We start from the raw sequence: 13,339 nt of genomic DNA, 5'->3' as shown, positions 1-13,339 counted from the left end.
GCATACACCTGTATGAAACTTAAGTGTCTCAACGGAATGAGATCGCAGCGCATTCAAGTAGATTGATCTTCCTTTAGTGCTTTGACTTTTTTGACGTAATGTCTCAACATCAGCACACCAATTGATTGAAAAATGATAAATATGACGATGGAAGCAGATAGAGATTTCGGTGCAACATAGACAGCCAGAAACGTTATTACAGCCATATACAAAATAGTCATCACCAACTCACGTTTGGCGGATTCATAAGGTGATAAGGATTTCATATCCATCCCTCCTCTATGCTTCTTACACATAAATATGGATCTTCTTACAGTAGATGCTAAAGTAATACGTTTCTTTTGTAAATGTAATGGCTATAAAAAAAACATCTATTGAATTCGTCAACGTTTTCTCTTGTTCCCCTTGTCGGTCCAATCAATCTATCCTATTATGTAACAATATGCTTACACGCATATATTACAACATCAGGCGCTGATCCCTCGTGACCGCGACCAAAGGAGAATTGTACATGTCTACACAAACCTCATTAACCAAGGACGCCACAGCACGTTCGAAAAACCCACCCGGATTGGATGCCCAAAGCACCGTATACCGGATACTCATTGCGATCAGTCTGGTTCATCTGTTCAATGATTCAATCCAGTCGGTCATTCCCGCCATTTTTCCGATTCTGAAAGACTCTATGCATCTCACGTATACTCAAATCGGATGGATCTCATTTGCTATCAACTTTACCGCTTCCATTATGCAGCCTGTCGTAGGCTGGTTTGCTGATAAAAAACCGACACCATCTATCCTGCCCATTGGCATGGGTTTTACATTTACCGGCATGTTGCTGTTGGCCTTCGCTGACAGTTATATGGCTGTCCTGATTTCCGTTATCTTTGTCGGTCTGGGTTCCGCTGCTTTCCATCCGGAAGGTTCGCGTGTATCACACATGGCTGCCGGGCAACGCCGTGGACTGGCACAGTCCATCTTCCAAGTCGGTGGTAACGCTGGGCAATCCCTTGCCCCATTGCTTACACGTTGGATCTTTATCCCGTTTGGACTGTTCGGTGCCATTGGATTTACAGGCATTGCTGCCATGGGGATTGCAGTTCAGATCTACATCGCCCGTTGGTATGGACGCATGCTGCAATCGGGAGGATACCTGCGTAGACAGGCTGCTGCTCGTCGTGCACCCAATCCTGCTTTACGCAAAAAGATTACTGCCGCCATTACGCTATTAATTTTGCTCGTCTTTGTTCGTTCCTGGTATATCGCTTCCATCGGCAGCTTCTATGCGTTTAATCTGAAAGATACCTTTGGATTGTCCACAGAGGACGCGCAGATCTATATCTTCCTGTTCCTGGCTGCCGGGGCGCTTGGTACGTTCTTCGGAGGCCCACTGGCGGATCGATTCGGCAAACGTAATCTGATCTTCCTGTCCATGGCCGGAGCTGCTCCACTGGCTCTGTTGTTACCTTATGCGAATCTGTTCTGGACAGGCGTACTGCTAACCATTATTGGTTTTATCATGTTATCCAGCTTCTCGGTTACGGTTGTATATGCACAAATGCTGATTCCGGGCAAAATCGGAACGGTTTCCGGTCTAATTACTGGTCTGGCATTTGGTATGGGCGGCCTGGGCGCACTCGTGCTGGGTAACTGGATTGACGTTTTCGGTGTATCACCGGTAATGCAGATGTGCAGCTTCCTGCCCCTGCTCGGGATCTTCACGTTCCTGCTTCCATCCGATAAATTACTGAATATCTGGGCGAAAGAAAATGGTAGTGAAGAGTAACCTACATCTGCAGTCTAAATAAAATGTTTGAATCGCAAGAAAAAGGTTCCCGCCATCTCTGTAATATACAGAACGGCAGGAACCTTTTTGTTATATTGGTTTTTCTCGTATTTAGCTTCAAACGTATTATTCAACGTCACACATGACAATGCTGCTGCCATGAGCTGTAATCAGTTCCTTCACATCTTCTAATTCAAGGAATACCGTCGCCGTATTTTCCATGGGATGAATTCCAATTTTCTGACCAACTAGATCCTTGTCAAAAACTACGGTCACGTTTTTCTGAATATTATTGAGAACCCCCATTGGATTTACATGGCCCTTTTCCAATCCGAGGAATTCCAACAAATCCTTTTCACTGGCAAAACTTAATTTGCGGCTAGGTATCTTTTCGCTTAAACTTCTCAAATCAACGGACTTCGTCCCAGCAATCGTCACCAGATAATAGTTGCGCTTCTTGTCATCACGCAGAAACAGATTCTTAACAATACGTTCTGTATGTGGAATCTGATAAGAGAATATTTCCTCCATCGTGTATACTGCGGGATGTTCAATACTTTCGTAAACGATATTATTGCGATCCAAAAGATCATAGAAACCCTGTTTGTTTAACATATCAAATTCAACTCTTTCAATATAAATATTCTTCTCTAGTATTACTTCTTCTGTAATATTACTTCAAACGCTGAAGGATCAGCCGTTTTTTGTACAACATTTTTCCTGCTTCGGCTACATCTCGGATTGTATTTTTGTTGCTCACCGAACCAAACACCATACCGGCAATCGGCACGAGTTGGAAAAGCTTCTTCCAGCCGAAAGATTCACTGTAGGAGTTAAACACTTCCCGCCAGCCCTGCATCTGCGATACCACCTCAATGGGCTTGTCCGGATCGTCGTAAGCTGCGAGTTCTTCAATGATCGCTTTCTTGCCTACAATATCTGCGGAAGAGAATTGCAGACATTTGACAATAAAGATGCGCTCCAGCGGTTCATCGGGATCATAACCGTAACACAGAGCCATCTCTTGCATTACCTTCAAGGAAAGCCCCATCACCATCGGAATATCTGCTGCAATGGTTACAATGCCACCAAACCCTGTAGCTGCTCCCTGTGCCGCGGCAAACTTCGTTCGACTGTCAGTAATGTTATCGGCCACCTGGTCCAGCACCTGAAGTGGCAGATTCTCTACACTATGAATCTTGGCTGTCCCCTCGGCTTCAGCATCCTGCTCCAGACGATAGGTCGTATCCATCATGGAATAACCGGACCTCTCGGCTTCCTCTTGCAGCAGCTTGGCTACTTTTTTCTTCTGTACGAGGAACTTGCCTCCATTCTGCACATACTGACCCACGTCGTTCAGGGAATCTCCGATCTTTTGTTTTAACGCTTTAGGCATCACTTTATCCAACATCGCAAAGGGCAAACGCCCGATTTTATCCCAAATAAACAAGTCTTTCTGTTGTTTCTCCCATTTCAAAATCTGTTCAAGTTCCTTGTCCAATGTCTCGCGTGAATCCATATGTGATCCTCCTAATAGGTTCTGCATCGTAATCTGTATCTTTCTCATACGCAGAAATCATCGTTGTGGTTGCTTTGTTTTTATGTCCAGGACACATATGTTCAGACCGCTCTATCTTATCACATACGGAAGAGCCCTTAATCAGCATCACTCGCTAACTAAGGACTCTCGTATGAAAGGTTTCACTACCTCTTATTTTGCTTCTGCTACTGCTTTTCCATCCGGAACCGGAACACCGAAATCAGGTGTGCCATCTTCACGCCAATGAATCACTTGAGCACGGGCGTGACGGTTTGGATCATACAAGGGATCACCCTCGATGTCTTTGTAATTACGCGCATGATAAATCAGAATATCGGTCTTGCCATCCGGTGACACCGTAAAGCTATTATGACCCGGGCCGTATTGGCCGTTCGCTTCACAAGTCTGGAATACCGGCTCGGGTGATTTCACCCAGCTGGCCGGATCAAGCAAGTCGGCATTTTCATCTGCGGTGAGCAGACCCATACAATAATTGTAATCGGTCGCGCTTGCCGAGTAGCCGATAAACAACCGTCCATTCCGATGCATCACGGCTGCTCCTTCATTGACCTTAAAGCCGATGATCTCCCAATCATACTCTGGCGTAGAGATCATGACCTGTTCGCCGCGTAGCGTCCACGGGTTTTCCATTTCGGCAATGTACAGGTTCGAGTTGCCCACAATATCAGGATCTTTCTGTGCCCAGACCAGATAGCGGATACCCTTATGTTCAAAGGTTGTTGCATCCAGCGCAAATGATTCCCACCGTGTGTGTATCTGTCCCTTTTCTACCCACTCTCCTTCGAGTGGATTCGCGGAATCGTTCTCCAGAACATACATCCGATGATCGAACAGACCTTCGTTGGTCTCACTGGTGTGAGCCGCAGCATAGTGTATGTACCATTTTCCATCGATAAAATGAATCTCCGGTGCCCAGATGTTGGCACTCATTGGCCCCGTGTCACGCTTGGTCCAAGCCGTTACCGGCTCAGCATTTCTTAACTCTTCCAATGTCTCTGCTCGCCGGATCTCAATCCGGTCAAAGGCTGGTACGGAAGCGGAGAAATAATAGTAACCGTCTGTATGGCGGTAAACCCACGGATCAGCGCGCTGCTCCAGGATGGGATTAGTAAAGGTAATGGAATCAGTCATGGGAATGCTCCCCTTTCAAATGTTGTTTGGCTCGAAGTTGGGGAATGTAACCCAATTACGAAAAAAGCGAAAACCTTTTTGGGTGGTGCACAGCGGACGCTTGGGGGTGGTAGGGCCTTGGTGCTCTCTTGTCCTCCGATTTCTTTTATCACCGCTCGTGGCGGTTGAAATCGGATGTCAAACTCGCTCCTGCGGCTCCTTCCTCCCCCTCACTGCTTGTGCACCTTGGCGCAGCAGCTCGCTCTTACCGCGCTCGCTGGGTTACAACCTCACTTCGAGCCTTTTTTTGTTGGCTCGGTCTTATGGGGTTGACCGCTTCGCAGGGTCAACTCTCACCATGTAATGCTGGACTGGCCGCAGAGCTATTGGCCAGCTTTGTCATGCACAGCGGACGCTCGGGGGTGGTAGGGCCTTGGTGCTCTCTTGTCCTCCGATTTCTTTTTCCCACCGCTCCTGGCGGTTGAAATCGGATGCCAAACTCGCTCCTGCGGCTCCTTCCTCCCCCTCACTGCTTTTGCACCCTTGGAGCGGCAGCTCGCCCCTTACTCTTCCGCTGCGCTGATCTGCTTGCCCCAGACCGCGATGCCGTGGTCATTGATGCCAGTCACCACCAGCGCGGGCTGGCTTCGCTCCCAGTCCCAGGACGGGAGCAGTCGCAACTCTTCCGTGGAAGCTCCGCCCCATGGGCTTTCTTTCCACTTCAACGTCAGTGTTTGTTTACCATCAAATGTCCAGGTTCCTGAACCCTTTTCGCTTTTAATCTTACCGTTGCTTGTTAGGGTATAAGGCACGGCTTGAATCTGCCCGTCCACGGACGGATCAAGTGCCATGCCTTCCCACTCCCCGGCAATCATGGACTTCGGAATGTCCTGTACAGTCTCACCGGCGTAACGCTCCGGTGAAACGACAGGCCAGCCGTCCTTGGTCCATAACATTTTGCGTACATGCAGATAGGGCCAGTTTTTATCCGTCTCACCCCGTGCATGATGCACGATGTAATAATCGTCTCTGTCCTTCAGAACGGAGTTATGTCCGGGCGCAACCCAGCCCTCGCCTTCTGTGAAGCGATAACCGCCGAGAATTTTGGTGCCGATCTCATATTGCGGCAGATACTCTGTATCCAGCATGTTATTGCCGTTTATGTCCGTGTACGGTCCTGTGATTGAATCAGCACGCGCAACCCGCACGTTATAGTCCTCGAATAAAGAATCATAGGAGACGAACAGATAATACTTTTTGAACTCCTGGTTATACACAATGTATGGACCTTCGACTGCACCTTCTTCGGTAGCACGATCCCGAGCAGCAATGCGAGTACCATAACCCTCGTCCTTGAATTTCCCGGTGTCGGGATCAAGTGGCGCAATGTAGATGCCGTCAAAGAATGAACCATATACCATCCACGAATTGCCCTCAGCATCCACAATAGGATTGGCATCAATGGCATTTAATTTGTCCTGTTCATTCGCAGAGGTTTTCACAACCAGTCCTTCATCTGTCCAAGGACCTTCAGGAGATGAGGATGTCTGAAGACCAATAGCCGACTGGGTGCTGCCAAAAGAAGAAGCCGAATAATACATCCGATAGGTATCACCAGCCTGAATTACATCCGGTGCCCACAGATTGACCGCACCTGTCCAGTCCAGCGCTTCTTGCGGAATCCCGGGCAGAGCTTGACCTACCCACTTCCAGTGGATCAGATCATCCGATTTGCGTACCATAACGCCGGGTTTCGCTTCTCCTGCTACACGAACGTCTGTGGAATAGACGTAGTATCCCTGATCGGTTTTGATAATGGCCGGATCATGCGCATTGTTGACCGTCCAACGGGATTCATCATCCAGTATGGAAGTGTCATACAGCTGAGTATCTTGGGGAGCTTCAGGAAAGACCGGCCGGGACACCGTTTCTTCTGCCCCTTCTCCATCACAACCCGTAGCCCCAGTAATCAACAACAGCAACATGGAAGCAACAACCCCTCTCTTCGAAAATGTCCACCCTCGGAATCTCTTCCGCTGATTCATCCCTTCACTCCCGAAATGGCAACCGATTCAATAATCTGTTTCTGGAAGATCAAGAAGATGATTAAAACCGGTAACAGAGCCACAATCGACGCTGCCATAATAAGTGGATAATCCGTCTGGATTGCATACGTGGCATTGAAGTTCGCTATAACCAGCTGCAGCGTCTGCTTCTCCGGTGAATTCAGATAGATAATCGGTGCGAGATAATCGTTCCAGATCCCCATGAACCAGAGAATTAACTGTGCAGCAACGGCAGGTTTAATCAATGGGAATGTGATACTGGAATAGAGCCGGAAATAGGAACTTCCATCAATTTTGGCAGCTTCAATAATGGCATCTGGCACACTAAGCAGATATTGCCGGAGGAAGAAGATCATAATCACATTACCGAACAACCCCGGTACAATAAGCGGCAATAATGTATCAGTCCAGCCAAGCTTAGAGAACATCATGAATTGTGGAATCATGACTGTTGGATATGGAATCATCATGGAAGCAAGCAAAGCAAGAAACAGTTTGTTTTTATGTGGAAATCTCAATTTGGCAAAAGCAAACGCAGCGATACTGGATGTAAACGTACCGACGATCGTTACACTTACCGCGATAATGAGGCTGTTTTTGATCCCGCTTAGCAACGGGCCTGCTTCCCAGATTTCCTTATACTTTCCAAATTGAAATACTTCAGGTATCCACACTGGTGGAAGCGCGAATACATCCTGCTTCTCCTTCAATGAAGTGGATAGCATCCAGATCAGTGGTGCAACCATCGCAATAGCACCGATCGCGAGTACGATAAAAATGATCGTGTTCGTTAAATTCCTTTTTTGACTGTAAGACATCTCCGATTCACTCCTTCCCTTGACAATTAATCCCCATCATAGGCTGATTTTTCGTTCATTTTGAATTGCACCAAGGTAATGACAAAAATGAAAATACCAAGAATCATAGCCATGGCTGACGCATAACCCATCTGAAGGTTACTGAAGGCTTTCTGCCAAATGTAGAAGACAATCGAAGCGGATGAATATTCAGGACCACCTGTAGGCGTCATAATGTTCATCTCGGTAAAGATCTGGGAACCGCCAATGATATTCGTAACGACGAGGAAAAAGGTAACAGGCTTCACCATCGGCCAGGTGATATTGCGGAAAATCTGGAACCCATTGGCTCCATCCAGTTCAGCCGCCTCATAATATGTACGTGATACACTTTGCAGCGCTGCCAGGTACAATAACATGGTGTACCCCAAACCTTTCCATACCGTCATAATAATCAGTGCTGGTTTGACTGTGTCTTTGTTCGCGAGCCAGTTGGGACCCTCAATGCCAAACAGGCCGAGGAACTGGTTCACCAGACCGTAATCCCCGTTATACGCCCAGTTCCACATGATGGACACCGCAGCCAGGGAGGAGATGACCGGAATATAATAAATGACACGGAAGGTCGTAGTCCCGGGAATTTTACGATTCAAACCCATAGCCAGCAACAAGGCCAGCAAAAGGCCAATCGGGATCCCGAGCATCAGGAAGAATGTATTAAACATCGCTTTGTAAAATAAGTCATCCGTTAGCAAGTCCTTGAAGTTGGCCAATCCGATAAAGTTCATCTGTCCCAGTCCATCCCAGTCGGTAAAGGAACCATAGAGGGAGTAGAGGAATGGGAACATGACAAAGATCAGCAACCCAAGAATCGGAGGTAAGATAAACAGATATCCGTACAGCATCTCTTTGCGATACAAACTCGATTTCGTAATCACGGCGTTCACCCCTGTTTCTAGTATCAGCATGTGGCATTCTTCGATTGAACCTTGCCGATCAACGAATGCCACATGCCCGTATGGAATCCAATAATACCCAATACGAATGATGCCAGCAGCATGATTGCAGGCTGCCGGCATCACCCTTTCCTATCTACTATTTCTGAGATTTCTGTTCCTGTTCAACCGCTTTGTCGAGCAGCTTCTGCATTTTGGGCTGTTGTTGCTTCACATAATCTGCGGCTGTAATCTTGCCATCCAAAACCGGCTGGATGTCTGTGAAGAAGAGGTCATACCATTCCGCATTGTACGTGTAGTTACCTGGCAAAGAACGTCCGTAATCCTCTACGATATCAATGAATTCCTGCTTGTTGGATGGTTTCGTGGATGTATCTTTGGCCCACTCGTCTGCCATATCAAGCAGATTCGGAATCTGTACCTTGGCATCTACCAGTTGCTGCATACTTTCTTTCGAAGCAGTTAGGTAGTTCACCAATGCTGCCGCTTCTTCCGGATGTTTCGATTTAGCAGATACCCCGATTCCCAGGGAACCAATCCACGTAGCCGACTTGCCAGTCGATCCCGCAGGGAAAGGTAACAAATCATACTCAAAAGGCAATTTCTCGAATGTACTCATATCCCAAGGACCTACAGGGAAGAAGGCCATTTCGCCTTTCATCCAGCGTTGGTACGTATCCAATGTTTGCGCTTCCTCAATGGAAGGTGTAATGTTGTATACGTTCTGCATATCCGCGAAGAACTGCAGAGCTTCTGCGAATTTCGGATCATCAATGGTTACCTTCGTTTTGCTGTCATCCAGCCAGTCCCCGCCATTGCTCCATACAAAGGATTGCAGTGCCCACTGTACGTTAAAACCTGTACCGAATACATCCGGTTTACCGTCCCCGTTGGTATCCTTAGTCGCTTGCTGATTCACCTTAATGAACTCTTCCCATGTATATGGTTTATCCTTGTCAGGGAGTGGAATGCCTTCTTTTTCAAACAAAGTCTTGTTGTAGCCTAGTGCAAATGGCCCGAGGTCCTTCGGCATGCCGTAAAGATCACCCTGTCCTGCCATCTTGCCATCATAACGGTATAGATCCACTCCATATTTCCAGATGTTATTCAAATCAACATCCGCATTATTTTCAATGTAAGGTGTAAGATTCATGAGAACATTGCTGTTCACATAGGCCTTAATATCGCCTGGGTTAAAATAAAATACGTCAGGCAAGCTGTTGCCTGTAATTGCCGCTCTCAGCTTGGTCGCATATTGATCTGCAGCCGTTACAATAATTTTGACTTTCACACCCGGATGATCTTCTTCGAATTTCTTGACTACCGCCTGGTATGCTTTCTGCTCATCTGTGCCCCCGCGGAACATAAACGTTAACTCCTTGTCCCCACTTGCACCGTTGCTCCCTCCTCCGCAGCCCGCAAGTACCAGTGCACTTACCAGCATAAGAAGCATAAATGTGACCCAATTCTTTTTCTTTACCATCTGAACCCCTCCTGATCTGGATTTGTAACCGTATTCAATTGGATGAAATAAGATTTCTGTTGTTAATTTATCAAATCCAGATCACTTTAGTCAACACTTTTATAAAACATTTTATATTTATCTAAAACAAATCAATACTTCGGCCATCCATTAGCGTCCCACAACAAGTCATTAATCAACAATTTCGGATTGCCATTATCCTCTGCATCATAGGCGTGTCGTGCAATGACATTCCCGTTATACACGTCCTGACCACCTGGCCCTTTCCATTTCACATTGCCGGTATCGAGTACCGTTCCGCCGCCATTCAGCATATTCACTCCGTTTTTATCCACATAAGGGCCTGTAATACTGGTCGAACGTCCATAGACCATTTTGTAGGTACTGTTCACCCCTTGGCAGCAAGAATCAATGGAAGCAAACAGGTAATAATAACCACCACGATATACAATACTTGGTCCCTCAATAGCACCTCCGTTATTCGGGCGCGCAGCAATGGAAGTTATACTTCCCGTTGGTTTCATCGTATTTTTGTCCAGCTTGACAATCTTCAGACCGCTCCAGAAAGAACCAAAGGCCAGCCATGGATTACCTGAAGCATCAATGACCAGATTCGGATCAATAGCATTATAATTATTGGCGGTCGTGGTTTGAAGCACCAATCCTTCGTCCTTCCATTGCCCTGCTCCAATGCTGTTCGCAGAAGCAAGACCAATCGCAGACCGATTGGAGCCAAAGGTGGAGATCGAATAATAGAGCCATACTTTTCCGTTATACTGCTCTACATCCGGTGCCCATACATCCAATCCGCTTTGTCCCGGAACGGCAGAAGCCCACCAGGATGGCTTACTTAAGAAGATTTGTGGAACACGATACCAGGACGATCCATTATCGGATTTCAATACTTGAATGCCCGGACCCGTTGAAAAGGTGTACCACGAACTGCCCTCTTTGATAATCGACGGATCATGAACAGCGGTATCTCCGGTCAGATTCCAGAACGCAGCCAAAGCTTTTGACTGACCTGCCAGCAGTAATACCACCACAAGTAATGCCGGTAACGTCAACCGTTTCCACTTAAACCTCTTCACATTGCTTAACTTTTCCAAACCAAACTCCACCTTTCCTGATCAAATGGTTAATTAGGTTCATGAAGTAATGAATCAATTTAGGTATAATAGGATTATAAAAGCGGTTACATGACATTTCAATGGTATATTTCAAATATATGTGAACTGATTAACACTTATTTTAACCGGAATAGTGAACAAAATATAGATTATATTTTCGTATTTGCGCTATACACAAGGGTTTTGGCTTCTATTTCTCCACCCTTCCCTTCCATGAGGGAATGATTTATAATTATCTGAAATAAAACATATAAATGTGCAAATGTCTGTGTCGAAGACTTTGTTCAGAACGGGGAAAGGAAATCCACCTATGATTTATATTAAAGATCTGATGTCGGGTGTGAATATCTTCAAAGCGCTCAGTTCGGAAATCCGGATTCAGATCATCGAGCTTCTGGCCAAGAACCAAAGCCTTAATCTCAATGATCTCGCAACCAAGCTGGGATTGAGCAATGGCGCCATTACGATGCATATCAAGAAACTTGAAGAGAGCGGATTGATCGAGATCAACACCGCTGTTGGCAAACATGGAATTCAGAAGATATGTTATCTCAATGAGGAAAAATTGATGGTTGATCTGCGTTCACAGGAGATTAACAATCGTTATGAAGTGGAAATACAGGTCGGTCATTACAGCGATTATCAGGCTGCACCTACATGTGGTCTCGCTACCCGGGACAGCATTGTTGGAGAGTTCGATGATCCGCGTTACTTTGCTGATCCACTGCGAATTGATGCGGAGATGATCTGGCTGGCTGAAGGTTATCTGGAATATCGAATTCCAAACTATCTCAAACCCAATCAGTCCTTTAGCGAAATTCAATTGTCGATGGAACTGGGATCAGAGGCCCCTGGTTTTTGTGACAATTACCCTTCGGATATTTACTTCTATGTCAATGGGATTGAGATTGGCTGCTGGACAAGTCCAGGGGATTTTGGCAATACACGCGGTACCTTCAACCCGGAATGGTGGCCTCCCCACTTGAACCAGTACGGCATGCTGAAGCTGATCCGAATCACGCAGGAAGGCAGCTATATTGATGGGTGTCGTATCTCGGATGTAACGCTGGACCAGATTGGGCTGGATTACAAAAGCGATATTCACTTCCGTATTGCGGTTACCGATGGACCTCTCAACAAACGCGGTTTAACGATCTTTGGCAAAAACTTTGGTAACTATGGACAGAATCTGCTCGCTCGGGTTCTCTATAACGTGCAAGAGGAATAGAGCCTACTCTGACTAAATGCCCATAATAAAAGCTCAACAGAACTGCCAAGATACCTAAGATACCTGTTCTTCTTCACAACAATAATGTACCTTGTAAAGAGTGCGATCCAGCACTCTTTTTTGTTGCTTCATCCCAACCAATCCCTTGTTCATTCAGGCTGGGACAAAACATAGTAGATTATAATGACCCTCTGTAGTCATCCATCTTGTTCACTGTGTCGTGATATAATAATGGCCTGTAATGACAAAATGGAATAACGGGCGGGGATACCTTTTGAAATTGGAGCGCTTAATCTCAATCATATATAAACTGCTGAACCACGAAGTATTGTCTGCTTCCACCTTGGCAGAAGAGTTTCAGGTGTCCCCAAGAACGATCTATCGGGATATTGATGTGATCTGTGCCGCCGGCTTCCCGGTCGTCTCCCATCAGGGACTCAAAGGCGGCTACGGCATGATGGACGGATACAAGATGGATAAAAGCTTGCTCGGTTCTTATGATGTGAATTCCCTGATCACGGTCCTGAGCAGTCTATCCACAGTATTCGAAGATGCACGTGCACAAGGCACGATTGAACGTCTGCAAACGATTGGACAGGAGCATCAAACCTCAAGTCTATCGGTGGATCTGGAGACTCGCCGAACAGAACCGGATGCCCTCCCTCATCTGCGTAAAGGTATTACGGATCATCAGGTTGTCCGTTTTGACTACATCAATACTAAGAATGAACATACACCCCGCCATCTGGAACCGGTAAGACTCCATTTTAAATATCGTAATTGGTATGTATATGGATTTTGCCAGACACGGCAGGATTATCGCGAGTTCCGACTGTCCCGGATGATGAACGTGCAACTGACATCGGAACACTTCCAACCCCACCTTGAGCTTCCCCAAGAGACGGTTGTGTCAGATCCGTCATGGCAAGATCAGGTAAGTGATGTGGTATTCCGGGTGAACCCGGAAGCGCTCGCGGAAGCCATGGATCATTTTCAACAGGCAGATAAGCAATTTCACGAGGATGGAAGTATGACGATGCGTATCTCGGTTCATCAGCCGTTACAAGCTAAGTGGTTATGGTCGTTTCTGCTTAGTTTGGGTAGTGGCGCCGAGGTACTTGAACCGATTGAATTACGAGGCATTCTGAAAGAACAACTTCGAAACGCACTTAAGCTCTATGAAGAAGTATGACACGCTGTTGTCATACTTCTTTTTTTATAA

At 46.4% G+C, this 13,339-nt stretch carries 12 protein-coding genes; 3 read left to right on the top strand and 9 right to left on the bottom strand.

The genetic code is table 11. From position 1 onward, the window contains the following. Positions 1-53: 53 nt before the first annotated feature. The gene (locus NST33_RS05935; RefSeq protein ID WP_221819062.1) at positions 54-266 is read right to left on the bottom strand and encodes a hypothetical protein; all 213 of its coding nucleotides are present in this window, start codon (positions 264-266) and stop codon (positions 54-56) included. Between the two features lie 245 nt (positions 267-511). Between NST33_RS05935 and NST33_RS05930 the strand changes: the two genes are divergently transcribed. Continuing rightward, the gene (locus NST33_RS05930; RefSeq protein WP_076319042.1) at positions 512-1,786 is read left to right on the top strand and encodes an MFS transporter; all 1,275 of its coding nucleotides are present in this window, start codon (positions 512-514) and stop codon (positions 1,784-1,786) included. Positions 1,787-1,912: 126 nt separating this feature from the next. Here the strand turns inward: NST33_RS05930 and NST33_RS05925 are convergent, their stop codons facing one another. The 8 genes from NST33_RS05925 to NST33_RS05890 form a co-directional block, all read right to left on the bottom strand. Beyond that, on the bottom strand, positions 1,913-2,401 hold the full coding sequence (locus NST33_RS05925) for a prolyl-tRNA synthetase associated domain-containing protein (protein WP_221819061.1): 489 nt from the start codon (positions 2,399-2,401) through the stop codon (positions 1,913-1,915). Between the two features lie 58 nt (positions 2,402-2,459). Next, a complete protein-coding gene (locus NST33_RS05920; RefSeq protein ID WP_221819060.1) occupies positions 2,460-3,305 on the bottom strand; it encodes an EcsC family protein in 846 nt (281 codons plus the stop codon). Between the two features lie 192 nt (positions 3,306-3,497). Then, on the bottom strand, positions 3,498-4,478 hold the full coding sequence (locus NST33_RS05915; protein ID WP_221819059.1) for a family 43 glycosylhydrolase: 981 nt from the start codon (positions 4,476-4,478) through the stop codon (positions 3,498-3,500). A gap of 542 nt (positions 4,479-5,020) precedes the next feature. Further along, a complete protein-coding gene (locus NST33_RS05910; RefSeq protein ID WP_221819319.1) occupies positions 5,021-6,442 on the bottom strand; it encodes an arabinan endo-1,5-alpha-L-arabinosidase in 1,422 nt (473 codons plus the stop codon). A gap of 56 nt (positions 6,443-6,498) precedes the next feature. Further along, positions 6,499-7,341, bottom strand: coding sequence for a carbohydrate ABC transporter permease (locus tag NST33_RS05905; protein ID WP_221819058.1), 843 nt, complete (start codon positions 7,339-7,341; stop codon positions 6,499-6,501). A gap of 26 nt (positions 7,342-7,367) precedes the next feature. After that, positions 7,368-8,258, bottom strand: coding sequence for a sugar ABC transporter permease (locus NST33_RS05900; protein WP_124117107.1), 891 nt, complete (start codon positions 8,256-8,258; stop codon positions 7,368-7,370). A 157-nt stretch (positions 8,259-8,415) separates the two neighbouring features. After that, positions 8,416-9,759: a sugar ABC transporter substrate-binding protein gene (locus NST33_RS05895; protein WP_221819057.1), complete on the bottom strand. Its 1,344-nt coding sequence runs from the start codon at positions 9,757-9,759 to the stop codon at positions 8,416-8,418. 131 nt (positions 9,760-9,890) lie between these two features. Beyond that, entirely contained in the window at positions 9,891-10,805 is a 915-nt protein-coding gene (locus NST33_RS05890) for a glycoside hydrolase family 43 protein (protein WP_313771418.1), read from the bottom strand. Between the two features lie 394 nt (positions 10,806-11,199). Here NST33_RS05890 and NST33_RS05885 point away from each other — a divergent pair, with 394 nt between their 5' ends. Together NST33_RS05885 and NST33_RS05880 are read left to right on the top strand one after the other, a co-directional pair. Beyond that, positions 11,200-12,117: a winged helix-turn-helix transcriptional regulator gene (locus tag NST33_RS05885; protein WP_017690213.1), complete on the top strand. Its 918-nt coding sequence runs from the start codon at positions 11,200-11,202 to the stop codon at positions 12,115-12,117. Between the two features lie 274 nt (positions 12,118-12,391). Beyond that, on the top strand, positions 12,392-13,309 hold the full coding sequence (locus NST33_RS05880; protein WP_221819055.1) for a YafY family protein: 918 nt from the start codon (positions 12,392-12,394) through the stop codon (positions 13,307-13,309). Positions 13,310-13,339 lie beyond the last annotated feature (30 nt).

It is taken from the genome of Paenibacillus sp. FSL L8-0435 (assembly GCF_037965655.1).
In the GTDB taxonomy this organism is placed as follows: Bacteria; Bacillota; Bacilli; order Paenibacillales; family Paenibacillaceae; genus Paenibacillus.
The sequence above is the reverse complement of the archived record's forward strand: the minus strand, read 5'-3'. Positions and strand labels throughout refer to the sequence as shown.